Below are 23,060 nucleotides of genomic sequence, written 5' to 3'. Positions count from 1 at the left end.
GGCGCGAAGGCGGCCGCGGGGCGGAAATCCCGGTGCCCGGCACCGCCGAGCCGGAACACGGCCACCGCCTGCTGCAACTGCCGGGCCTGGTGGTTGAGGCTGCTCGACGCCGCGGCGCTTTCCTCCACCAGCGCGGCATTCTGCTGGGTGACCTGGTCCATCTGGGACACGGCCTCGCCCACCTGCGCCACGCCCTGGCTCTGCTCGCCGCTGGCGGCGCTCACTTCGCCGATCAGGTCGGTCACGCGGCGGATCGCGGAGACCACCTCGGTCATGGTCGCACCAGCCTGATCCACCAGCGCGGCGCCGCGCTCCACCTCGATCACGCTGCCGTCGATCAGGAGCTTGATGTCCTTGGCGGCGCCGGCGCTGCGCTGCGCCAGGCTGCGCACTTCGCTGGCCACCACGGCGAAGCCGCGTCCCTGCTCGCCCGCCCGCGCCGCCTCCACGGCGGCATTCAGCGCCAGGATGTTGGTCTGGAAGGCGATGCCGTCGATCACGCCGATGATGTCGGCGATCTTCTTCGAACGGTCGTTGATGGTCTTCATCGTGTCGACGACCCGGCCGACGACGTCGCCGCCCTGCACCGCCACCGTGGACGCATTCACGGCCAGCTGGTTGGCCTGGCGGGCGCTGTCGGCGTTCTGACGCACGGTGCTGGAGAGTTCCTCCATCGATGCGGCCGTTTCCTCCAGCGCGCTCGCCTGCTGCTCGGTACGACTGGAGAGGTCGGCGTTGCCCTGCGCGATCTCGGAGCTGGCGGTGGCCACGCCGTCCGCGCCGCTGCGCACGGTGGCGACCACCGCCGCGAGCGCGCTCTGCATCGCGGCCATGGCCGCCATCACGCTGGCCTGGTCGCCGGGACGCGCGCGCAGCTCCGTGCTCAGGTCGCCCGCGGCCACCCGCTGCGCGGCGGCGGCCAGGTCCGCCGGCTCGGCCCCCAGGGCACGGGACAGGTCGCGGACGATGATCCAGCCCACCAGCAGGCCGATGGCGAGCATGGCGGCGCCCAGCGACGCCAGCATCACGGTGGAACGGGCGGCCAGCCGCGAAGCGTCCAAGGCCAGCTCGTCCGCGATCCGCTTCTGCAGCGCCCGGGAGTCGTCCACCGCCTTGAACAGCACGTTCTGCCGCGCCCGCACATCGCCCATCAGCAGGGCCCCGCCGCCCACCCGGTCGCCCTGGTCCACCAGGCCGGTCGCGCGCTCCAGGGCCTCGTTGTAGCCGCCGCGGGTCTGCAGGATCACGTCCAGGAGCTCACGGGCCTTCGGCAGCGCAATGGTCTTCTCCAATTCCCGGACGATGGCTTCGTTGGCCTGGCGCATCTCGCCGATCCGCCCCTTTTCCTGCTGCTGGACGGCGGGATCGGGAGAGATCACCACATTGCGCGCATACCGGGCAATGGCGTTGAGGTTGTCCTTGAGTTCGGTGAACTGCGCCACCTTCACCATGCGGTCGGTGGCCACCTCCTGCAGGTCCCTGGCCACGGTCCGCATGTTCAGCGCGCCCACGGCGGCGATCAGGATTCCCAGCAGGGCCAGTACGCCAAACCCCAGTGTGACGCGCGTCGAGACTTTCAGAGATGCCATGGATGCCTTCCGTATCAGTTGCCTGCCACCACCCCTGAAAATGAAAAATCCAGAAAAGTGCTGTAGATCATTTTTATCATATAGACACCTGATAAGCAGCCTGGTGCAGGCATCCTTTTTCTCACTTTCCATTTTCAGCCGACCTGCGCGGCCCGCTCCATACCCCCTAGCGTGAGTGGAAAGGCACACATTTCCAACAAGGTGCCGCGGCCCGGGCCCGGGCGTGGCCGTGTGATGGACGGCACGCGCCGACGGGTCTACCGCCCCTGCGGGCGCATGGGTGGCGAGGAGTTCGGCATCCTGCTGTCCGGCATGGATGACGCCCAGGCCGGCGCCTTCCTCGACGATCTGCTCGCCATGGGAAGCGTCGGGCTGGCTCTGCTGCGGGAGGGCGACACGCTGGCGGAAACCATCCGCCGCGCCGACGAAGCGCCGTACGCGGCCAAGCGGGCCGGCAAGGAGCGGTGGCATGCGCCCGCGCAGCCCGGACCCGCGCGCGCGGCAGCCTAGTCGCCCAGTTCCACCCGCTGCGTCCAGGGCACATCGCCCAGGGCGTCGTAATGCGCCACCACGACCGCGGAGCCGCCCGCAGGCGATGCAGGCGGGGTGGCGGACGCTGCCGCCGCCGCGCCGCAGAGGCATTGCCGCAGATAGGCGATCGAGGCGCGGTCCAGCCCGGCGACCGGCTCGTCCACCAGCACCAGTGCCGCGCCGCTCGCCAAGCCGGCCGCGAGCAGCACCTTGCGGCGCGTGCCGGTGGAAAGCTGCTCCATGCGCTTGCCGGCATGCCCGGCCAGCCCGAAACCCTGGACGTGGGCCGCCAGCGCATCGGCACTCCAGCCCGGGCGGCGCGCCGCCTGCGCGGCCCACCAATCTTCCGGCGTCTGCTGCGCGGCGGGCCCTCCGCCCTCCGCGCCGTCGCTGCGGGGATCGATCCAGAACACGTCGCGCGTTGCCGCGTCGATGCGTCCTTGCCGGGGATTCAGCTGGCCGGCGATGATCCGCAGCAGCGTGGTCTTGCCCCGGCCGTCGCCACCCCGCAGCAGCGTGGCGCCCGCCGCGATGCGCAGATCCATGCCGCCGAACAGCGGCTCATCCATCCCGGGCATCCCATGGCGCAGGCCCGTGCACGCCCACAGCACCGGGCCGGTGCCGGCCGCGGGACCCGGCGCGGCAGCAGGCTGGCCGGCGGCATCCAGGGGGCGGGGCGAGAGGGAGGCCGGGGCGGGAGACATCTCGGAAGGCATGGCGGGCGTGTCCATGGTGTGGTTTCACGCCATTCTCCGGCACGGCGCGGGCCGTTCGCCCGACAATCGGCCGTGGAGCGTCACGCCTGCGCCCGCTTGCTCCGGCGTTCGCCCTCCCCATCCTTCTCCGTCCACCCGCACAGAGCCCATGACCCTGCGTTACCTCGATTTCGACTACAGCGAAGACAGCGACGGCTGCGGCACCTGGGATGCCATGGCGAGCGTGACCAGCGAGCATCTGCCGGCGCTGCATGCCGAGATCGCCGCGGTGCTGGACTGGGCGCACGACCGCTTCGGCGGCCAGCGCGGTCCGATCGAGGATGGCGGACTCTGGGATTACGACCTGCAGGCCGTGGAAGAGACCGCCACCGGGCAATCGCTGCGCTACGACGAAGACACCCGGCGCGTGGTGGCGGCTTCCGGCACGGCAGGCGCACCGCGCCACACGATCACGCTCTCGCTGTGCGGCACCGGCCCGTTCTGCGACGCCTTCCGCGAGCGCTTCGCGCTGGACTGAGCGCGGAGGCGGGCACTTCCCGGCCCATGTCTCAGCCCTCAGCCCATGTCCACCACGGCCAGCACCACCGCGGATTCCTCCACCGACAGCACCACCCGCCGCCCCGTGCGCAGCCCGGAGCCGGCAGGCGCGAAGCCCACCATGCGCACGCCGGCATCGAGTTCGGCGGCGATTTCGTCGCCCTGCACGCCGCCGCGCGAAACACGTGCCACGCGGCCCGTCCAGGTATTGGAGGTTTCTTCATCGCTGGGCGCAGCGGGAGCGCCGTGCCGTGAAGGCAAGGCCCGCGCCCGTACGGCCGTGGCCTTGCACAGCGCCAGCACGGGATTGCCGGGCCGCAGCCCCAGCAATTCGCCGCTCTCGCGCGTAATGCGGGCAGACAGGCGCAGGCCGTCCGCGTCAGCGCCGTGCGCCGGCGAGGAGGCCGGCTCCGGGGGCAGCCGCTCGCCGCGCAGCAGCACCCGCACCACGGCGCCATCGCCTTCCAGCGCCTCGACCACGCACGGCCACTGGTTGCGCATGCTCGTGCGCAGGGCGAGGCCCGCTGCCGGACGCGCCGCGTGCGCGGCCTGCGGCGACACCGCCACTGCCGCATCCGTGCGCCCCGGCGCCACCGCGGCCAGCACGCCCGCCCGGGCCTGCGCGAGCGCGTCGGCGGCATGCAGCAGGGCGTGGCCGGCTTCGGTCAGGCGCGCGCCGCCGCCGCCCGCGCCGCCCACCACCCGTTCCACCAGCGGCGTTCCCGCCAGGTTGGTGAGCGTATCCACCGCCTGCCAGGCGGCCTTGTAGCTCACGCCGACCGCGCGGGCGGCCTGCGAGATCGAGCCGGCCGCGCCGATCCCGCGGAGCACGGCCACGCGGCGGTCGGCCGGGCCATGGGCCAGCGCGTCGAAGAAGGCGATCGGGGCCGGCGCAGCGGCGGGCCCGGCAGGTCGGGAATGCATGGGCGCAATGATGCCGCAACCCCTGGCGGCGAACGCCGTGGGCGGGGCTCATCCGTTGCCGGTTTCGGCTGACAGACCGGCGGCCCGTCCGCCGCCAAACTTCGCGGATGCCGCTTTCCTCCCAGCCCCCGCCCACTTCCGCCCCGCAACCCCTGCCCGCCCGCCTGTGGGCCGCGGCCGGGAGCAACCTGCAGCTCACGGTGTCGGCCGGCCTGATCGCCGCCATCGTGCTGTGGGGGCTGGCCTCGCCGGCCACGCTGGGCGTCTTCTTCGGCTCGCTGCTCGCGAGCATCACGCGCAACTTCGGCTGGCTCTATCTGTGGGTGGTGCTGGGCCTGGTCGGCCTGGCCTTCTTCCTCGCCCTGAGCCGCTATGGCGACCTGAAGCTCGGCGACGAGGACGACGAACCCGAGTTCTCCACCCCCACGTGGTTCGCGATGCTGTTCGCCGCGGGCATGGGGATCGGCCTGGTGTTCTGGGGCGTGGCGGAGCCGGTCTCGCACTACGGCCTGCCGCCGCCGGGCATCGCGCCGCAGACGCCCGAGGCCGCGGGCGCCGCCATGCGCTACGCCTTCTTCCACTGGGGGCTGCACCCCTGGGCCATCTACGGCATCGTCGGCCTGGCGATCGCCTTCTTCCAGTTCCGCCGCCAGGCCCCGGGTCTGGTGAGCTCGGCCACCGAATCGCTGCCCTGGCGCGGCATGCGCCGGTTGTCGCCCGCGGTCAACGTGCTGGCGGTGGTGGCCACCGCCTTCGGCGTGGCCGCGTCGCTTGGCATGGGTGCCGCGCAGATCAACGGCGGCCTGCAGGCGGTGTTCGGCGTCCCCGTCGGTCCGTGGCCGCAGGCGGCGATCATCCTGGTGACCACCGCGCTGTTCATCACGTCCGCCGTGAGCGGCCTGGACCGCGGGGTGAAATGGCTCTCCAGCGCCAACCTGCTGCTCGCGGCCTTCCTGGCGCTGGTGGTTTTCCTGCTCGGCCCCACGGTGTCGCTCGTGAACACCTTCACCAACACGCTGGGCGCCTACCTCAGCGAGTTCGTGCGCACCAGCCTGCGCATGTCGCCGTTCCGGGACAGCAGCTGGGTGGGCGACTGGACCATCTTCTACTGGTCGTGGTGGATCGCATGGTCGCCGTTCGTGGGCCTGTTCATCGCGCGCGTGTCGCGCGGCCGCACCATCCGGCAGTTCGTGCTCGGCACGGTGGTGGCCCCCACGCTCGTGGGCTTCCTGTGGTTCTCGATCTTCGGCGGCACCGCGCTCCACCTGGAGATCTTCCAGCAGGTGCCGCTGGCGGCCGCCGCGCAGGCCGACCCGGCCACGGCGATGTTCGCGATGTTCAACGCCATGCCGCTGGGTCTGGCGATGTCCATCGTGGCCACGGTGCTGGTCGTCGTGTTCTTCGTGACGTCGGGCGACTCCGCCACGCTGGTGCTTGGCACGATGAGCACGCGCGGCGATCCCAACCCCTCCGCGGGCGTGAAGATCGTCTGGGGCCTGCTGGTGGCGGGCATCGCCCTGTCGCTGCTGTTCGCGGGCGGGCTGCAGGCGGTACAGACGGCCACCATCGTGTTCGCGCTGCCGTTCGCGCTGGTGCTGGTGCTCATGGCGGTGGCCCTGCTGCGCGCGGTGCGGGAGGACCACGAGGCCGAACGCCAGCGCGAGCGCGCCCTGCGCCGCCGCATGCGCGAGATGGTCATGCGCGAGTGACCGCGGGGTGGACGGGGCCGCGCCCCTAGCGGTCCCGTCCTACAGCCCCAATCGCCGCCGCCGCGCGAGCTCGACCGGGCCGGCCATGCGCCAATGGCTTTCAACCGATGCGGTCGTGCGGAAGCCATGCCGTCCCTTTCCCCTCCCTCCACGACCTATTCAGGATTCCACCGTGCCGCCAAACGACTCCACCCTGCTGACCGCCCACGACGCCTACCTGCTGCGCGAGGGAACGCATGCGCGGCTCTACCAGTCCCTCGGCTGCCACCTGCGGCGCGAGGAAGGCACGCCGGCCCGCGACGCGAGCGGCGCCAATTTCTCGGTCTGGGCGCCCAACGCGGCCTCGGTGTCGGTGATCGGCGACTGGAACGGCTGGAACGGCGACGCCGACCCGCTGTCCGCGCGTGATGACGGCAGCGGCGTGTGGGAAGGCTTCGTGCCGCATGCCGCGCACGGGCAGGCCTACAAGTTCCGCATCGTCTCGCGCACCGGCGGCCGCGTGCTGGAGAAGGCCGATCCGCTCGCCATTTGCTCCGAACTGCCGCCCCGCACCGCCTCGCGGATCTGGGACCTCGACTACACCTGGAACGACGGCGAGTGGATGGCCTCGCGCGGCCCGCACAACGCGCTCGACGCGCCGATGTCGATCTACGAGGTCCATGCGGGGTCGTGGCGCCGCAAGGACGGGCAGTTCATGGACTACCGCGAACTCGCCCACGCGCTCGGCGACTATGTGCAGTCGATGGGCTTCACGCACGTGGAGCTGATGCCGGTGACCGAGCATCCGTTCTACGGCTCCTGGGGCTACCAGACCACCGGCTACTTCGCGCCGACCTCGCGCTACGGCACCCCGCAGGATTTCATGTACTTCGTGGACCACCTGCACCAGCGGGGCATCGGCGTGCTGCTGGACTGGGTGCCCTCGCACTTCCCCATGGACGGCCACGGCCTGGCCGAATTCGACGGCACGCACCTGTACGAGCACTCGGACCCGCGCCAGGGCTTCCATCCCGAATGGAACTCGGCCATCTTCAACTACGGCCGGCACGAGGTGCGCAGCTTCCTCATCTCGTCGGGCCTGTTCTGGCTCGACAAATACCACCTGGACGGCCTGCGCGTGGATGCCGTGGCCTCCATGCTCTACCTCGACTACGCGCGCAAGCATGGCGAATGGATTCCCAACCGCCACGGCGGGCGCGAGAACCTGGAGGCGATCGAGTTCATGCGGCTGCTGAACCGCTCGCTCTACCGCGACCATCCGGACACGGTGAGCATCGCGGAGGAATCGACCGCCTGGCCGATGGTCTCGCGGCCGCTGGAGATGAACGGCCTCGGCTTCGGCATGAAGTGGAACATGGGCTGGATGCACGACACGCTGGCCTACTTCAAGGAAGACCCGATCAACCGCCGGTATCACCACCACAAGCTCACGTTCTCGCTGGTGTACGCCTTCAACGAGAACTTCGTGCTGCCCCTCTCGCACGACGAGGTGGTGTACGGCAAGGGCTCGCTGATCGACAAGATGCCCGGCGACGAGTGGCAGCAGTTCGCCAACCTGCGCGCGCTCTTCGGCCTGATGTGGGCCCACCCCGGCAAGAAGCTGCTCTTCATGGGCGGCGAATTCGGCCAGCGCCGCGAATGGACGCACGAGGGCGAACTCGAATGGTGGGTGTGCGACAGCCCCCTGCACGGCGGCCTGCAGCACATGGTGCGCGAGCTCAACCGCGTCTACCGCAGCGAACCGGCCCTGCACGATCTCGACTTCTCGCCCGAGGGCTTCCAGTGGGTCGAGGCCGACGATGCCGACCGCAGCGTGTTCGCGTTCCTGCGCAAGCCGGGCCCCGAGGCCCAGCGCCAGGGCGCCGGCCCGGTGCTGGTGGTCTGCAACCTGACGCCCATGCCCCGCGAAAACTACCTCGTCGGCGTGCCCACCGCCGGCTACTGGCAGGAGCTGTTCAACAGCGACGCCCGCGAATTCGGCGGTGCCGGCTGGGGCAACCTGGGCGGCCTGCAGGCCGCGCCGGTGCGTTCGCACCACTGCGAACAGTCGATCTGCCTCACGCTGCCGCCGCTGTCCACCCTCATCCTTCGACAGGAGCCCGCACGCCATGCCCGCACCCCGTGAACCCGCGCCCTCGACCCCGCCGTCTGCTTCCCGCACCCCGGCTCCTGCGCCATCGGCTCCGCAGCGCGCCGCAGCTGCTCCGGCCGGGGAGAACGCGGAAACCTGCCCGTCCGCGCTGACGGCATCCGCCACCGCACCGCAAGCCGCCCCCCGGGCACCTTCCGGCACCATGCCGTCCGGGGACGCAGGCCGCGGACGCGCCGTGATCGATGCGGTGCTGCCGGCCGTGAACGGCGGGCGCTTCCCGGTGAAGCGCGTGGCCGGCGAGCCGGTGCGCATCACCGCCCATTGCTTCACCGACGGGCACGACGTGCCGCGCGCCATGCTGCAGTGGTGGAAGGACGCCGAGGACGGATCGCCAGCTCCGCAAGCGCCCACCGAGGTGCCGATGCAGCTGGAGGCGAACGACGAATGGCGGGCGGAGTTCACGCCGCAGGAGCCGGGCCTCTACCGCTACACCGTGGCGGCCTGGGTGGACACCTTCGAATCCTGGCGGCACGACATGGAGCGCCGCGTGGACGCGGCCGACATCCGCGTGGCGGCCCGCGTGGGCGCCGCCGAGGCGCGCGCCGCGGCCATGCGCGCGGCCTCGCACACCGCCGCCGCCGACGCCCGGCTGCTGGAGGCCTGGGCCGCGGACCTGGAACAGGGCGCGCAGGGCCCGGAGGGCGCCGCCGAGGCGCTCAAGGCGCTGGCGCTGCAGGACGATGCCGCCGAGGCGATGCGCCGCCACCCGGACCGCAGCCTGCAGACCCTCCACCCCGTGGCGCTGCCGCTGCGCGCGGACCGCGAACGCGCCCGCTTCAGCAGCTGGTACGAACTCTTCCCGCGCTCGGCCTCGCCCGTGCCCGGCATGCACGGCACCTTCCGCGACGTGGAAGCCCGCCTTCCCGGCATCGCCGAAATGGGCTTCGACGTGCTGTACCTGCCCCCCATCCACCCGATCGGCCGGGTGCAGCGCAAGGGGCCCAACAATGCACTCACCGCCGGCCCGGGCGACGTGGGCAGCCCCTGGGCCATCGGCGCGGACGAGGGCGGCCACAAGTCCATCCACCTGGACCTGGGCACGGAGGAGGATTTCCGCCGGCTGGTGGCCCGCGCACGCGAGCACGGCATCGAGGTCGCGATGGACATCGCCTTCCAGTGCGCGCCCGACCATCCCTACGTGCGCGAGCATCCGGACTGGTTCCGCTGGCGGCCCGACGGCACCGTGCAGTACGCCGAGAACCCGCCCAAGAAATACCAGGACATCTACCCCTTCCACTTCGAATGCGAGGACTGGCGCGGCCTCTGGCAGGAACTGCGCAGCGTGTTCGCGCACTGGATCGGCCAGGGCGTGCAGATCTTCCGCGTGGACAACCCCCACACCAAGGCCTTCGCTTTCTGGGAGTGGGTGATCCAGGACATCCAGCGCGAATATCCCGGCACGATTTTCCTGGCCGAGGCGTTCACGCGGCCCAAGGTGATGCACGGCCTCGCCAAGCGCGGGTTCACGCAGTCCTACACCTACTTCACCTGGCGCACCACGCGGCAGGAACTCACCGACTACTTCACGGAACTGAACACCGCGCCGGGGTGCGACTACTTCCGTCCCAACGCCTGGCCCAACACGCCCGACATCCTGCCGGCCCACCTGCAGGGCGGCGAGCCCGCGGTGTTCGCGTACCGCCTGGTGCTGGCCGCCACGCTCTCGGCCAACTACGGCATCTACGGCCCGGCCTACGAGCTGCTGGAGCACGAACCGCGCGCGCCCGGCAGTGAGGAATACCGCGATTCCGAGAAATACCAGCTGCGGCACTGGGACCTGGACCGGCCCGGCAGCCTGCGCCCGCTGATCGCCTGCGTGAACCGCATCCGCCGCGAGCATGCCGCGCTGCAGGCCGACCACAGCCTGCGCTTCCTGCCGGTGGACAACGAGATGCTGCTTGCCTACATGAAGCGCTCGCCCGACGGCCGCGACGTGATCGTGACCGTGGTCAACCTCGATCCGCACCATGCGCAATCGGGCTGGATGCGCCTCTCGCCCGAGGACATCGCCATCGCCGAGGGCGACCCGCCCGCGGCCGACTGGCAGATGCACGATCTGCTGAGCCAGCAGCGCTTCGTTTGGCAGGGCGAGCACCACTACATCCTGCTCGACCCGCGCCGCGCGCCGGCCCACATCTTCGCCGTGCGGCGCCGCGTTGCGGACGCCGGAAGCCTCGACCCTTTCCAGTGATGCCATGAACGCTCCATTGCCGCACACCTCCCCTTCCGCCGCGAGCATGCCCACGGCCGCCACCGCCGGCGCCGCGGCCGGGCCGCTGCCCGAGCCCGGCCCCGTCGTCACCCCCGAAACCCCGGAGATCGACACCCAGGGCGACCCCCAGTGGTACCGCGACGCCGTCATCTACCAGTTGAACGTGAAGGCGTTCTACGACAGCAACAACGACGGGTACGGCGACTTCAAGGGCGTGACCGCCAAGCTGGACTACGTGAAGGACCTGGGCGTCAACACGATCTGGCTGATGCCGTTCTACCCCTCGCCGCTGCGCGACGACGGCTACGACATCTCCGACTACGAAAGCGTGCATCCGCAGTACGGCACGCTGGAGGACTTCAAGGAAATGCTCGACGCCGCCCACGCGCGCGGCCTGCGCGTGATCACCGAACTGGTCATCAACCACACCTCGTCCGAGCACCCCTGGTTCCAGCGCGCGCGGCACGCCCCGCCCGGCTCGCCCGAGCGCGACTTCTACGTCTGGAGCGACACCGACCAGATCTACCAGGGCACGCGCATCATCTTCACCGATACCGAGACCTCCAACTGGGCCTGGGACCCGGTCGCCAAGCAGTACTACTGGCACCGCTTCTTCAGCCACCAGCCGGACCTGAACTTCGACAACCCGGCGGTGCTGGAAGCCGTGTTCAAGACCATGCGCTTCTGGCTGGACATGGGCGTGGACGGCTTCCGGCTCGATGCCATCCCGTACCTGGTGGAGCGCGACGGCACGAGCAACGAGAACCTGCCCGAGACGCACGCGGTGATCAAGAAGCTGCGCGCCGCCATCGACGCCGAGTACAAGAACCGCTTCCTGCTCGCCGAGGCCAACATGTGGCCCGAGGACGTGCGCGAATACTTCGGCGACGGCGACGAGTGCCACATGGCCTACCACTTCCCGCTGATGCCGCGCATGTACATGGCGATCGCCCAGGAGGACCGGCACCCGATCGTCGAGATCATGCAGCAGACGCCGGACATTCCCGACGGCTGCCAGTGGGCGATCTTCCTGCGCAACCACGACGAGCTGACGCTCGAGATGGTGACCAGCAAGGAGCGCGACTACATGTACAGCATGTACGCGGCGGACATGCGCGCGCGCATCAACCTCGGCATCCGCCGGCGGCTCTCGCCGCTGATGGAGAACGACATCGACCGCGTGAAGCTCATGAACGGCATGCTGCTGTCGATGCCGGGCTCGCCCATCATCTACTACGGCGACGAGATCGGCATGGGCGACAACGTGTTCGTGGGCGACCGCAACGGCGTGCGCACCCCGATGCAGTGGTCCCCCGACCGCAACGGCGGCTTCTCGCGCTCCGATCCGCAGCGGCTCTACCTGCAGCCGATCATGGACGCGGTGTACGGCTACGAGGCGCTGAACGTCGAGGCCCAGTCGAGCGACCAGAGCTCGCTGCTGCACTGGACGCGGCGCATGCTGGCCGTGCGCAAGACCAGCCGCGCCTTCGGCCGCGGACGCCGCACCTTCCTCAAGCCCGGCAACCGCAAGATCCTCGCCTACGTGAGCGAGCACGAGGACGACATCATCCTCACCGTGTTCAACCTCTCGCGCGCGGCGCAGCCCGTGGAGCTGGATCTCTCCGCCTACCGGGGCCGCACGCCGATCGAGATGCTGGGCCGCGTCACCTTCCCGCCGATCGGCGACCTGCCCTACCTGCTCACGCTGCACTCCTTCGGCTTCTACTGGTTCCGCCTCTCCAGCGAGGCCCCCGTCCCCTCCTGGCACCAGGAAGGCCTGGACCTGCAGGAGCGGCCGGTGCTGGTGCTGTTCGACGGCTGGACCAGCTTCTTCCGCGAACGCGTCATGCCCTGGCGCATCGGCATGGCCGAGCGCATGCGCGCGCAGTTCGAGGGCGACACGCTGCCCCGCTTCATCGAGCTGCAGCGCTGGTATGCTGACAAGGGCGCGGCCATCGCCGGCGCGCGCATCGTGGACCACACGGTGTGGAAGGCGGGCGATGCCTGCGAATGGATGCTGCCCCTGATCGCCGTGGATACCAATGCGGGTGCCAGCACCACCGCTGCGGGCCAGGACGGTACGGCGGCAGGCGTGCCGTACTTCGTGCCGCTGGCGCTCGCCTGGGAGGAAGGCAGCGAGGAACGCATGCGCCGCATCTCCCCGGCCGGCGTGGCGCGCGTGCGCCAGCAGGCGCAGGTGGGCGTGATGGGCGACGCGTTCCACGACGAGTCCTTCTGCCGCGCCGTGGTGCGCGCCCTGGGGGAGAACACCGCCCTGCCGACGGACCGCGGCGGCAGCGTGCGCTTCTCCCACACGTCCGCCTTCACGGCGCTGGCCGAGGGCCTGGACGCGCTGCCCGTGGCACGCCCCGGCGCGCAGAGCAGCAACACCGTGGTGTCGCTGGGCGAGACGCTGTTCCTCAAGGGCTACCGCCGGCTGCGCGAGGGCATCAACCCCGAGCTGGAGGTGGGCCGCTTCCTGACCGAGGTGGCGCACTTCCCGCACTGCGTGCCGGTGCTGGGTGCCGTGGAGTACATGGCCCCCGGCGGCGGCACCATGACGCTGGCGCTGGTGCAGGCCTACGTCTCCAACCAGGGCGACGGCTGGGAATACACGCTCGGCTACCTGGAGCGCTTCCTGGAGGACACGCGCACCGTGCCCGACGCGGTGCTTCCCGACGTGCACGGCGGCTTCCTCGCGCTGGTCCGCACGCTCGGACGGCGCACGGCGGAACTGCACCAGGCGCTCGGCCTGCGCACCGGCGACACGGCCTTCGACCCCGAGCCGATCACCGCGCAGGACGTCACGGCCTTCCGCGACCGCGCGCGGGCCGAGGCGGAAGAGACGCTCGCCCTGCTGGAGCGGCGCCTGCACGACCTGCCGCCCGCCACGCAGAACGACGCGCAGGCGGTGCTGGCACGGCGCGGCGCGATCCTGGAGCGCCTGGCCGCCGACGGCGCGCAGCTGCCCACGGGCCACAAGAGCCGCTACCACGGCGACTACCACCTGGGCCAGGTGCTGGTGACGGGCAACGACTTCGTGCTCATCGACTTCGAGGGCGAGCCGGGCCGCAGCTTCGAGCAGCGCCGCGCCAAGGGCTCGCCGCTGCGCGACGTGGCCGGCATGCTGCGCTCCTTCAACTACGCCCGCTGGGCGGCGCTGCGCCACATGACGCAGTCCACCGAGGAGATGGTCCGGCTGGACGAAGCCGCGCGCGACTGGGAGCACCAGGCCCGCGACGCGTTCCTGGAGGCCTATGCCACCACCGGCACCCATCCGGACCTCGACCTGGTGGTGCTGTTCGAACTGGAGAAAGCCCTCTACGAACTGCGCTACGAGCTGGGCAACCGCGTGGATTGGGCGCAGGTGCCGCTGCAGGGCATCCTCGCGCTGATCGGCGCGGCGGCCGCCCCGACGCCCCGGCCCGCCGTGCCCACGCTGCCGCCCCCACCCGGAGGTTCCACGGAAGCGCCCTGACCGCATGGGGGCCGGCCTCCCGGCGGGCCCCCGTTTCTGCCGCCTTCCATCCCGATAGCCCGCTTGCGGGCCCCACCCTTTTCGCCGAGGCTTCTACCATGGAACATTTCGCCTTTCCCCTCGAGCCCGTCCGCGCCATGCTGTTCCAGCTCGGCGCCTTCCTGCCGCGCCTGCTGGTGGCCCTGGTCGTCGTCGCGGTGGGCTGGCTCGTCGCCAAGGCCGCGCGCTTCGCGGTGACACGCGGCCTGCGCGCCATCAACGTGCAGGTGCTCGCCGAGCGCGCGGGCCTCGACGGCTTCCTGCGGCAGGCCGGCTCGAAGACCGACACCATCGGCCTCTTCGGGCTGCTGGCCTACGGCATCGTGCTGCTCGCCGCCCTGCTGATCGCCTTCAACGGCATGGGCCTGAGCTACGTCACGGCCCTGCTCAGCCGGGTGCTCTGGTTCATTCCGAACCTGTTCATCGCGCTGCTGATCCTGGCGCTGGGCGCGTACTTCGCGCGTTTCGTGGGCGACATGGTGTCGGCCTACTGCCGGCGCGCCGGCATGGCGGACACCGTGCTGCTCGGCAAGATCGCGCAGTACGCGATCGTCATCTTCTCGGTGCTGATCGCGCTCGACCAGCTCGGCATCGGCGGCGATATCGTGCGCCAGAGCTTCCTGATCCTGCTGGGCGGCATCGTGTTCGGCCTGGCGCTCGCCTTCGGCCTGGGCGGGCGCGAGCGCGCCGCCGAATGCATCGAGCAGTGGTGGCCGCGCCGGCGCGGCGATGCGCCCGCCGCCCGGGACCCGCGGGTGCCTCCGCGCGATCCCCGTGATCCACGCGATCCGGGGTTCTGACCGGCCGCGCTCTTGCCGCTCCTTTCCTGCCTGAACGGCCCGTGTCTCCGGACGGCACGGGCCGTTTGCTTTTCGCCCCCGCACTTCCACGCACGGGAAAACCCCAGCCCCCCGCGTCAGCCTTTTCTCAGCCCAGGCGCCGTACGATCCGCTCTAATGCCGGGCGGACGCGGTGCCGGGGTTTTCTTCGCGCGCGTCCACCCACAACACCAATGAACGACAGGAGACAGCAAGCGTGACAGGACTCCTCCAACTGGCCCGGGGCATGGACTGGGTGTCGACCAAGCTCAGCAAGGTCGCGGGCTGGGCCGTGCTCGCCGCCGCCCTGATTTCCGCCGGCAACGCCCTCATGCGCTACGGGCTCGACATGAGCTCGAACGCGTGGCTCGAGATCCAGTGGTACCTCTTCGGCACCACCGTGATGCTCGGCGCCCCCGTGGTGCTCAAGCTCAACGAGCACGTGCGCGTGGACATCATCTACGGCAAGCTGCGCGGCCGCGGCCCGGTGTTCGTCGATCTCTTCGGCCTCATCTTCTTCCTGCTGCCCGTGATGGGCCTGCTCACCTGGCTCACCTGGCCGTTCTTCTGGAACATGTTCGTCACCAAGGAGATGTCCGGAAACATCGGCGGCCTGATCCGCTGGCCCGCGGCGCTGCTGCTGCCGGTGGGCTTCGGCGCGGTCTTCCTGCAGGGCCTGGCCGAGATCATCAAGCGCGTGGCCTACCTCACCGGCCACCTGCAGATCAGCACGCATTACGAGAAGCCGGTGCAGTAACCGCATCGACCAAAAAGCGCCGCCCGTCCCGACTTCTCCAGGAAGACCCTCCCCATGCACATGGAAAACTTCGCCCCGATCATGTTCGCGGGGCTGATCGTGATCATGCTGATCGGCTTTCCGGTCGCGTTCTCGCTCGCGGCCCTGGGCCTGTTCAGCGGCTTCTTCGCCATCGAGATGGGCTGGTTCCCGGCCAACTTCATGGCCAACCTGCCGATCAACATGTTCGGCATCCTGTCGAACGACCTGCTGCTGGCCATCCCGTTCTTCACGCTGATGGGCGCGGTGCTCGAGAAATGCGGCCTCGCCGAGGACATGCTCGACTCCATGGGCCAGCTCTTCGGCCCCGTGCGCGGCGGCCTGGGCTACTCGGTCATCATCGTGGGCTTCATCCTGGGCGCCATCACCGGCACCGTGGCCGGCCAGGTGATCGCCATGGCGATGATCTCGCTGCCGGTGATGATGCGCTACGGCTACAACATGCGCTACGCCACCGGCGTGCTGGCCGCCTCGGGCACCATCACCCAGCTCGTGCCGCCCTCGCTGGTGCTGATCGTCATGGCCGACCAGCTCGGCCGCTCGGTGGGCGACATGTACAAGGGCGCCTGGGGCCCCGCCATCCTGCAGGTGCTGATCTTCGCCATCTACACCTTCCTGCTGGGCCGCATCCGCCCCGAATACGTGCCCGGCCTGCCCCGCACGGCGCGCACGCTGCACGGCTGGGCCCTGTGGGGCAAGTGCCTGCGCGGCATCATCCCCTCGGCCATCCTGATCTTCGCGGTGCTCGGCTCCATGGGCGGCCTGCCGTTCATGGACCACGCCATCGCCACGCCCACCGAGGCGGGCGCCATGGGCGCCGTGGGCTCGCTGATCCTCGCGGCCATCCACAAGCGCCTGACGTGGCAGCTCATCAAGGAAGCCATGGACGGCACCATGCGCCTCACCGCCATGGTGGTGTTCATCCTGATCGGCTCGCGCGTGTTCTCGCTGGTGTTCCAGGGCGTCGACGGCGCGATCTGGATCGAGCACATGCTCACCGACCTGCCGGGCGGCCAGATCGGCTTCCTGATCGTGGTGAACATCTTCATCTTCTTCCTGGCGTTCTTCCTCGACTTCTTCGAGATCGCCTTCATCATCCTGCCGCTGCTGGGCCCCGTCGCGCACAAGCTGGGCATCGACCTCGTGTGGTTCGGCGTGCTGCTGTGCGTGAACATGCAGACCAGCTTCATGCACCCGCCCTTCGGCTTCGCCCTCTTCTACCTGCGCGGCATCTCGGACACGCTGTTCAAGGAAAAGCGCATCGACCGGCCGGTGAAATCGAGCGACATCTACATGGGTTCCATCCCCTGGGTGGTGATGCAGCTGATCCTCGTGGCGATCGTGATCTTCTTCCCGCAGACCGTGACCGTGTTCCTCGACAAGGAAAAGGTGGTCGACCTCGACAAGGTGCAGCTCGACATGCCCGCGGACACCTCGGCCGAGCCGTCCATCAACATGGACGACCCCTTCGGCACCGGCAGCAAACCCGCGGACGGCGCCTCCGCCGCCCCCGGCGCGGAACCCGCGATGCCGATGCCGGAACCGATGCCCGAGCCGACGGCCCCCGAACCCGCGCCGGAAGGCGCGGCCAGCACGCCGCAATGACGCAGAGCGGACAGCCCGCGCGCAGGGACGGCGCGGATGCCGGGGCCGGTACCGACGAAGGCACCGGCACAGGCATCGGCATCGACATCGACATCGAAAGCGCCGCCTTCCCGCCCCTGGTGCGGCTGCTCGCCGTCGTCATCGTGGGCGGGCTGGCGGCCTTCGCCCTCTGGTCCCTCCCCGCGCTGCGCGGTGCCCAGTGGACCTTCCCGGCCCTCGCCACCTTCGGCCTCGCGGCCGTGCTGATCGGCTGGGTGGGCTGGTGGATGGTGTTCAGCCGCACGCGGTTTTGCTACAGCGAAGGTGGCGGCGATGGCAGCGGCGGCGGCGTGATCGTGCAGACGTGGCTGTGGGACAAGCGGGTGCGCGCGGCCGACGTGGCGAGCTTCAAGATCGTGCACTGGCCGTGGTTCCAGGCCGTCATCGCGCCGCGGATCCTGTTGCGGCGCAAAGGCGGCGGGATCACGTGGGTGCATGCGGCGGATGCGGGATTGCTGGTGGCGTTCGGGGAGAGTGTGGTGAGGGCGGGGGCTGTGAATGGGCTTTCACGGGAGCCTTCCTCTGCTGCACCTGCTTCTGCCGCGCCTTGATTCGGTTCCTGGATTAGTTTGCTTTCCGGAGCCGGGATGTCGCCCCGGCGGGCGAGTCACTTTCTTTCGCTTCGCCGAAAGAAAGTAACCAAAGAACGGGCGACCCTGCTGTCTGCGACCCCGTTCGCCCGCGGGGCGAACGGGGCAACCTGGGGTGCTCGGGGGCGGGGTGTGCCGTGGAACTCACTGCGCGCTGGCGCGCTACGTTCGGACAGCCACGGCAAGCCAGTTCACGAAGCGGGCGTGTCCTTCGGCACGCCCGCCACCCCGCCCCTGCGCGCCCCAGGCGCATCCAGAAGGGAGCGACACGGGCCATCGCTGCGCTCGGCCCCTGCGGGAAGACAGGCCATCGCTACGCTCGGCAACAGCCCAAGCGCCCTGCCCGTCCAAAAAAAATGGTGCGCGGTGCGAAGCACTCGCGCACCCAGGGCCGAGCGAAGCAATGGCCCGTGTCCTGCACCCCACCCTTGTGTCTGCGCCGAGGAGCGCAGGGCGCGGGGCGGGCAGGCGTGCCGCAGGACACGCCTGCTTCGTGATCTGACTCGCCGGGGATGTCCGAGCGCAGCGCACAAAGTGCGCGAAGCGAGTTCCACGGCGCCGCCCCGCGACCGAGCACCACAGGCTGCCCCCTTCGCCCCAAAGGGGCGAAGGGGGACGCAGACACCAGGGCTCGCCTTTTCTTTGCCTACTTTCTTTTGGCGAAGCAAAAGAAAGTAGGTGCGCCGCCGGGCGCACATCCCGGCCCCGGGAAACAAACCCACCCCGCCGCAAAAAACAAAAAGGGAACGGCCCCGAAGGACCGTCCCCCAACCAAAACGCAGCTTCTTCTTATGCCAAAGAAAGGAACAGAAAAGAAAAGCTAAATCATCACACCAGACATCACAGCTTCTGCGCCTGCATGAACCGATCGAACGTGCCTTCCGTGAACCGGAACCACGCATTCTCGTCCGCCAGGAACTTCGCGTAATCCGTGTACACCTTCTTCCACTCCGGGTTGGTGTTGTTCAGGTCCGCATAGATCTGCTGCGCCGACTTGAACGCCGCATTCATCACGTCCTGCGTGAACGGCCGCAGCTTGGTGCCCGAGCCCACGAGCTGCTTGATCGCCACCGGGTTGCGCGCGTCGTACTTCGAGAGCATCGTGACGTGGGCGTGCGAGGCGGCGGCTTCCACCACGGCCTTGTATTCGGCCGGCAGGCCTTCCCAGGCCTTGGTGTTGATGTAGAAGTCCAGCTGCGGACCGCCTTCCCACCAGCCGGGGTAGTAGTAGAACGGCGCGACCTTGTTGAAGCCCAGCTTCTGGTCGTCGTAGGGCCCCACCCACTCCAGCGCGTCGATCGTGCCCTTTTCCAGCGCGGGGTACAGGTCGGCACCGGGAATGGACTGCGGGATCACGCCGAAGGGCTCCAGCACCTTGCCCGCGAACGGGTTCGTGCGGAACTTCAGGCCCTTGAGGTCGGCGACGGACTTGATCTCCTTGCGGAACCAGCCGCCCATCTGCGCGCCCGTGTTGCCGCCGGGGAAGCTGATGATGTTGTACTTGGCGTAGAACTCGCGCATCAGCTTCAGGCCGTTGCCCTCGTACATCCAGGCGTTCATCTGCCGCGCGTTCAGGCCGAAGGGCACGGCGCAGCCCAGGCAGAAGGTCGGGTCCTTGCCGTAGAAGTAGTAGGGTGCCGTGTGCGCCATTTCGACCGACGCGTTCTGCACGCCGTCCACCACGCCGAAGGCGGGCATCAGTTCGCCGCCGGCATGCACCGAGATCTGGAACTTGCCGCTCGTGGCTTCGCTGACCTTCTTGGAGAACACTTCCGCCGTGCCGTAGATGGTGTCCAGCGACTTGGGGAAGCTGGATGCGAGGCGCCAGCGGATGCTGGCCTGGGCGTGCACAGCGGGGGCTGCGCCGGCGGCCAGGACGCCGGCGATGCCTGCGTGCTTGAGGATGGAACGACGGTCCATGGATGGGTCTCCGGTGATGATTGTTTGCATGCCTGCTGCCGGGCGCCTCTGGCGACAGGCAGACGGACTGTTTCAGCCGGAAACGATTGTAGGAACGCCCCTGCGCACGCTCTTGGGGGTTTTCCCGCGAACACCCGGGCGGGGGCCGCGCGGATTCAGGCTTTTGCAAGCCTTTCCGCGCAAGGCCCGCCCGTCATTCGCCCAGGGGGCCGAAGCGCGCGGTGACGGAGCGCACGATGCCCTGGGCATCCAGGCCCTGCAGCGCGAGCAGCTTGGCGGGGTCGCCATGCTCGATGAACACGTCCGGCAGGCCGAGCTGCAGCACGGGCTTCTGGATGCCGGCGGCGTTCAGCGCCTCGCACACGGCGCTGCCGGCGCCGCCCATCACGGCGCCCTCTTCCACCGTCACGAAGGCGTCGTGCGTGGCGGCGATCTCCAGCAGCAGCGCGGTATCGAGCGGCTTGGCCCAGCGCATGTTGGCCACCGTGGCGTCCAGCGTTTCGGCGGCCTGCAGCGCGGGGTAGAGCAGCGTGCCGAAGGCCAGGATGGCGATGCGCCGGCCCGTGCGGCGCACCTCGCCCTTGCCGAAGGGCAGGCCTTCCAGGCCCGGCAGGGGGTCGACGCCCGCGCCGCTGCCGCGCGGGTAGCGCACGGCCACGGGGTGGTCCTGACCGAAGGCGGTGGACAGCAGCTGGCGGCACTCGCGCTCGTCCGCCGGGCAAGCCATGCTCATGTTCGGGATGCAGCGCACGAACGGGATGTCGTAGGCGCCCGCGTGCGTGGCGCCGTCCGCGCCGACGAGGCCGGCCCGGTCGAGCGCGAACACCACCGGCAGGTTCTGCAGCGCCACGTCGTGGATGAGCTGGTCGTAGGCGCGCTGCAGGAAGGTGGAATAGATCGCCACCACCGGTTTCACGCCCTCGCAGGCCATGCCAGCGGCGAAGGTCACGGCATGCTGTTCGGCGATGCCCACGTCGTAGTAGCGGCCGGGGAAGCGCTTCTCGAACTCCACCATGCCGGAGCCCTCGCGCATCGCGGGCGTGATGCCCACGAGCCGCTCGTCCTGCGCGGCCATGTCGCAGAGCCACTGGCCGAACACCTGCGTGAAGGTCCGCTTCGGCGGCGTGGCGGGTTGGGTCAGCCCCACGCTCGGGTCGAACTTGCCCGGGCCGTGGTAGGCCACGGGATCGGCCTCGGCGAGCTTGTAGCCCTGGCCCTTCTTCGTGACCACGTGCAGGAACTGCGGCCCCTTCAGGCCCTGGATGTTCTCCAGCGTGGGAATCAGCGAGTCGAGGTCGTGCCCGTCGATCGGGCCGATGTAGTTGAAGCCGAACTTCTCGAACAGCGTGGCCGGCACCACCATGCCCTTGGCCTGCTGCTCGAAGCGCTTGGCCAGCTCCAGCAGCGGCGGCACGGGGCCCAGCACCGTCCTGCCGACGTTCTTGGCGGCGGCGTAGAACTGCCCGCTCATGAGCTGCGCCAGGTAGCGGTTGAGCGCACCCACCGGCGGGCTGATGCTCATGTCGTTGTCGTTGAGGATGACGAGCAGGTTGGCATCGGCCACGCCGGCATTGTTCAGCGCCTCGAAGGCCATGCCGGCCGTCATCGCGCCATCGCCGATGATGGCCACGGCCCGGCGGTCCTCGCCGCGCTGGCGGGCCGCCATGGCCATGCCGAGCGCCGCGGAGATGCTGGTGCTGGAGTGCGCCGTGCCGAAGGTGTCGTATTCGCTCTCGGTGCGCTGCGGGAAGCCCGAGAGGCCGCCCAGCTGGCGCAGCGAAGGCATGCGGTCGCGGCGGCCCGTGAGGATCTTGTGCGGATAGGTCTGGTGGCCCACGTCCCACACCAGGCGGTCGCGCGGCGTGTCGAACACCGCGTGCAGCGCCACGGTGAGTTCCACCGTGCCCAGGTTGGAGCTGAGATGCCCTCCGGTCTTGGAAACGCTGTCGAGCACGAACGCGCGCAGCTCCTCGGCCAGTTCTTTCAGCTGGGAACGCGACATCCGGCGCAGGTCGGCCGGATCGTTCACGGTCTGCAGGAGGGGGAAGGAGTTCGTGGACATATTGCTCTTGGTTGGAAGGGTCCGGCACCCGTCATGCCGGTCGCGGGGGAAACCATGGGGCGCCGCTTTCCGGCCGCCGCAGCGCTCCTCTCCGGGGCGTGGCGACGCGGCCCGGGGCGGCGCGGACCGCACGCCAGTATCAGCGGGACCGGTCGATCACCATGTCGGCCAGCGCCGCCAGCGGCCGCGTGCGCGACAGGCCGCTCGCCGCCAGCGCGGCATGCGCCTCGTCGCGCAGCGTGGCAGCGTAGGCGCGCGCGCGGTCGAGGCCCAGCAGCGACACGTAGGTGGGCTTGTCGCTCGCAGCGTCCTTGCCGGCGGTCTTGCCGAGCGTGGCGGAATCGGCCACCACGTCCAGCACGTCGTCCACCACCTGGAACGCGAGCCCGAGGGCCGCGCCGTAGCGCGACAGGGCCTCCCACGCGGCGGGGGATGCGTCGCCGCAGGCCGCGCCCATGAGCACGCTCGCCTGCAGCAGCGCGCCGGTCTTGAGGCGGTGCATGCGGCGCAGCTCGTCCTCCGAGAGGGCGATGCCGACGCTGGCGAGATCGATCGCCTGCCCGCCCGCCATGCCGTCGGCCCCCGCGGCGCGCGCGAGCAGCCGGCACAGCCGGGCCTGCATGGCGTCGGGCACGTCGCCATCGGGCGTGAGCAGCTCGAAGGCCAGCGCCTGCAGCGCGTCGCCCGCGAGCAGGGCCTGGGCCTGGCCGAACTGCACGTGCACCGTGGGCTTGCCGCGGCGCAGCACGTCGTTGTCCATGCAGGGCATGTCGTCGTGCACCAGGGAATAGGCGTGGATCAGCTCTACCGAGCAGCCCGCGCGCAGCGCCGCGCCGCCGTGGCCGGCCACGGCCTCGGCCGCGGCGAGCACCAGCAGCGGGCGCAGCCGCTTGCCGGCACCCAGCACCGCATAGCGCATGGCGTCGCCCAGGCCGCCGGGCGCATCGGCGGGCACCCAGGCCTCGAGGGCGGATTCCACGCGCTGCAGCGCCTCGGCGCTCCAGGCGGAAAGATCGAAGCCGGCGTCGCCGGCGCAAGGGGAAAACGCGGCGGTGCCCATCAGTCTTGCGTCCACGGTTGCAGCGTGCCGTTCTCCAGCACCTTGATCTGGTCCTGCACCGCCTCCAGGCGGCCGCGGCAGAACGCCAGCAGCTCCGCCCCGCGCTGGTAGCCGGCAAGCATCTGCTCGAGCGGCAGCTGGCCCGACTCGATGCGGCCCACCAGCTGTTCCAGCTCCTCCAGCGCGGCTTCGTAGCTCGCGGGCTCGGGGGAGGCGGGGGCGGTGGCGGTAGGGGAGGCCTTGGGCATGGCAGGAACGCCGCGCCGGCGGGCGCGGATAAAAC

At 69.9% G+C, this 23,060-nt stretch carries 17 protein-coding genes; 10 read left to right on the top strand and 7 right to left on the bottom strand.

From position 1 onward, the window contains the following. Positions 1–1,589 (bottom strand): methyl-accepting chemotaxis protein (locus tag Q9R47_RS22755; RefSeq protein ID WP_311235388.1); only part of this gene is annotated, 1,589 nt, incomplete at its 3' end. A gap of 234 nt (positions 1,590–1,823) precedes the next feature. On the opposite strand from Q9R47_RS22755, the gene Q9R47_RS22750 reads away from it, so the two are divergent. Beyond that, the gene (locus tag Q9R47_RS22750; RefSeq protein ID WP_311235387.1) at positions 1,824–2,099 is read left to right on the top strand and encodes a hypothetical protein; all 276 of its coding nucleotides are present in this window, start codon (positions 1,824–1,826) and stop codon (positions 2,097–2,099) included. Here Q9R47_RS22750 and Q9R47_RS22745 read toward each other — a convergent pair. Further along, positions 2,096–2,836: an ATP-binding cassette domain-containing protein gene (locus Q9R47_RS22745; protein ID WP_311235386.1), complete on the bottom strand. Its 741-nt coding sequence runs from the start codon at positions 2,834–2,836 to the stop codon at positions 2,096–2,098. The two genes, Q9R47_RS22750 and Q9R47_RS22745, sit on opposite strands and share 4 nt — an antisense overlap. A 148-nt stretch (positions 2,837–2,984) precedes the next feature. Here Q9R47_RS22745 and Q9R47_RS22740 point away from each other — a divergent pair, with 148 nt between their 5' ends. Beyond that, positions 2,985–3,353, top strand: a complete 369-nt coding sequence (locus tag Q9R47_RS22740) for a hypothetical protein (RefSeq protein ID WP_311235385.1) — start codon at positions 2,985–2,987, stop codon at positions 3,351–3,353. Between the two features lie 38 nt (positions 3,354–3,391). Here Q9R47_RS22740 and Q9R47_RS22735 read toward each other — a convergent pair whose 3' ends face one another. Continuing rightward, positions 3,392–4,297 carry a TOBE domain-containing protein gene (locus Q9R47_RS22735; RefSeq protein ID WP_311235384.1) on the bottom strand — a complete coding sequence of 302 codons (906 nt, stop codon included), beginning with the start codon at positions 4,295–4,297 and terminating at the stop codon, positions 3,392–3,394. A gap of 188 nt (positions 4,298–4,485) precedes the next feature. Between Q9R47_RS22735 and Q9R47_RS22730 the strand changes: the two genes are divergently transcribed. The 8 genes from Q9R47_RS22730 (at position 4,486) to Q9R47_RS22695 (ending at position 17,696) form a co-directional block, all read left to right on the top strand. Continuing rightward, complete coding sequence (locus Q9R47_RS22730) at positions 4,486–6,006, top strand: BCCT family transporter (protein ID WP_311235391.1); 1,521 nt, start codon at positions 4,486–4,488, stop codon at positions 6,004–6,006. Positions 6,007–6,091: 85 nt separating this feature from the next. After that, positions 6,092–8,131 carry a 1,4-alpha-glucan branching protein GlgB gene (glgB, locus tag Q9R47_RS22725; protein ID WP_311235383.1) on the top strand — a complete coding sequence of 680 codons (2,040 nt, stop codon included), beginning with the start codon at positions 6,092–6,094 and terminating at the stop codon, positions 8,129–8,131. A gap of 169 nt (positions 8,132–8,300) precedes the next feature. Beyond that, positions 8,301–10,349: an alpha-1,4-glucan--maltose-1-phosphate maltosyltransferase gene (locus Q9R47_RS22720; RefSeq protein ID WP_311235382.1), complete on the top strand. Its 2,049-nt coding sequence runs from the start codon at positions 8,301–8,303 to the stop codon at positions 10,347–10,349. A gap of 4 nt (positions 10,350–10,353) precedes the next feature. After that, positions 10,354–13,848, top strand: coding sequence for a maltose alpha-D-glucosyltransferase (treS, locus tag Q9R47_RS22715; protein WP_404977204.1), 3,495 nt, complete (start codon positions 10,354–10,356; stop codon positions 13,846–13,848). 98 nt (positions 13,849–13,946) lie between these two features. Next, positions 13,947–14,687: a mechanosensitive ion channel family protein gene (locus Q9R47_RS22710; protein ID WP_311235381.1), complete on the top strand. Its 741-nt coding sequence runs from the start codon at positions 13,947–13,949 to the stop codon at positions 14,685–14,687. Between the two features lie 235 nt (positions 14,688–14,922). Next, a complete protein-coding gene (locus Q9R47_RS22705; protein ID WP_311235380.1) occupies positions 14,923–15,462 on the top strand; it encodes a TRAP transporter small permease subunit in 540 nt (179 codons plus the stop codon). A 54-nt stretch (positions 15,463–15,516) separates the two neighbouring features. After that, complete coding sequence (locus Q9R47_RS22700; protein ID WP_311235379.1) at positions 15,517–17,106, top strand: TRAP transporter large permease subunit; 1,590 nt, start codon at positions 15,517–15,519, stop codon at positions 17,104–17,106. Then, positions 17,103–17,696 carry a hypothetical protein gene (locus Q9R47_RS22695; protein WP_311235378.1) on the top strand — a complete coding sequence of 198 codons (594 nt, stop codon included), beginning with the start codon at positions 17,103–17,105 and terminating at the stop codon, positions 17,694–17,696. The genes Q9R47_RS22700 and Q9R47_RS22695 overlap by 4 nt, the downstream gene beginning before the upstream one ends. A gap of 879 nt (positions 17,697–18,575) precedes the next feature. Here Q9R47_RS22695 and Q9R47_RS22690 read toward each other — a convergent pair. The 4 genes from Q9R47_RS22690 to Q9R47_RS22675 all read right to left on the bottom strand — a co-directional run bounded on the left by Q9R47_RS22690 (position 18,576) and on the right by Q9R47_RS22675 (position 23,025). Continuing rightward, a complete protein-coding gene (locus Q9R47_RS22690; protein ID WP_311235377.1) occupies positions 18,576–19,655 on the bottom strand; it encodes a TRAP transporter substrate-binding protein in 1,080 nt (359 codons plus the stop codon). A gap of 193 nt (positions 19,656–19,848) precedes the next feature. Further along, positions 19,849–21,717 (bottom strand): 1-deoxy-D-xylulose-5-phosphate synthase, encoded by a 1,869-nt coding sequence (gene dxs / locus Q9R47_RS22685; protein ID WP_311235376.1) that lies wholly within the window; start codon positions 21,715–21,717, stop codon positions 19,849–19,851. 139 nt (positions 21,718–21,856) lie between these two features. Beyond that, positions 21,857–22,777 carry a farnesyl diphosphate synthase gene (locus Q9R47_RS22680; protein ID WP_311235389.1) on the bottom strand — a complete coding sequence of 307 codons (921 nt, stop codon included), beginning with the start codon at positions 22,775–22,777 and terminating at the stop codon, positions 21,857–21,859. After that, entirely contained in the window at positions 22,777–23,025 is a 249-nt protein-coding gene (locus tag Q9R47_RS22675) for an exodeoxyribonuclease VII small subunit (protein WP_311235375.1), read from the bottom strand. The genes Q9R47_RS22680 and Q9R47_RS22675 overlap by 1 nt, the downstream gene beginning before the upstream one ends. Positions 23,026–23,060: the final 35 nt, after the last annotated feature.

This window comes from Acidovorax sp. PRC11, from assembly GCF_031844105.1.
Lineage (GTDB): Bacteria > Pseudomonadota > Gammaproteobacteria > Burkholderiales > Burkholderiaceae_C > Paracidovorax.
The sequence above is the reverse complement of the archived record's forward strand: the minus strand, read 5'-3'. Positions and strand labels throughout refer to the sequence as shown.

Excerpts from the sequence above, each read along its gene's own strand:
- Q9R47_RS22750 (WP_311235387.1), top strand. The coding sequence starts at position 1,824 with ATGGACGGCACGCGCCGACGGGTCTACCGCCCCTGCGGGCGCATGGGT.
- Q9R47_RS22745 (WP_311235386.1), bottom strand. The coding sequence starts at position 2,836 with ATGCCTTCCGAGATGTCTCCCGCCCCGGCCTCCCTCTCGCCCCGCCCC.
- Q9R47_RS22740 (WP_311235385.1), top strand. The coding sequence starts at position 2,985 with ATGACCCTGCGTTACCTCGATTTCGACTACAGCGAAGACAGCGACGGC.
- Q9R47_RS22735 (WP_311235384.1), bottom strand. The coding sequence starts at position 4,297 with ATGCATTCCCGACCTGCCGGGCCCGCCGCTGCGCCGGCCCCGATCGCC.
- glgB (WP_311235383.1), top strand. The coding sequence starts at position 6,092 with ATGCGCCAATGGCTTTCAACCGATGCGGTCGTGCGGAAGCCATGCCGT.
- Q9R47_RS22720 (WP_311235382.1), top strand. The coding sequence starts at position 8,301 with ATGCCGTCCGGGGACGCAGGCCGCGGACGCGCCGTGATCGATGCGGTG.
- treS (WP_404977204.1), top strand. The coding sequence starts at position 10,354 with ATGAACGCTCCATTGCCGCACACCTCCCCTTCCGCCGCGAGCATGCCC.
- Q9R47_RS22710 (WP_311235381.1), top strand. The coding sequence starts at position 13,947 with ATGGAACATTTCGCCTTTCCCCTCGAGCCCGTCCGCGCCATGCTGTTC.
- Q9R47_RS22700 (WP_311235379.1), top strand. The coding sequence starts at position 15,517 with ATGCACATGGAAAACTTCGCCCCGATCATGTTCGCGGGGCTGATCGTG.
- Q9R47_RS22695 (WP_311235378.1), top strand. The coding sequence starts at position 17,103 with ATGACGCAGAGCGGACAGCCCGCGCGCAGGGACGGCGCGGATGCCGGG.
- Q9R47_RS22690 (WP_311235377.1), bottom strand. The coding sequence starts at position 19,655 with ATGGACCGTCGTTCCATCCTCAAGCACGCAGGCATCGCCGGCGTCCTG.
- dxs (WP_311235376.1), bottom strand. The coding sequence starts at position 21,717 with ATGTCCACGAACTCCTTCCCCCTCCTGCAGACCGTGAACGATCCGGCC.
- Q9R47_RS22680 (WP_311235389.1), bottom strand. The coding sequence starts at position 22,777 with ATGGGCACCGCCGCGTTTTCCCCTTGCGCCGGCGACGCCGGCTTCGAT.
- Q9R47_RS22675 (WP_311235375.1), bottom strand. The coding sequence starts at position 23,025 with ATGCCCAAGGCCTCCCCTACCGCCACCGCCCCCGCCTCCCCCGAGCCC.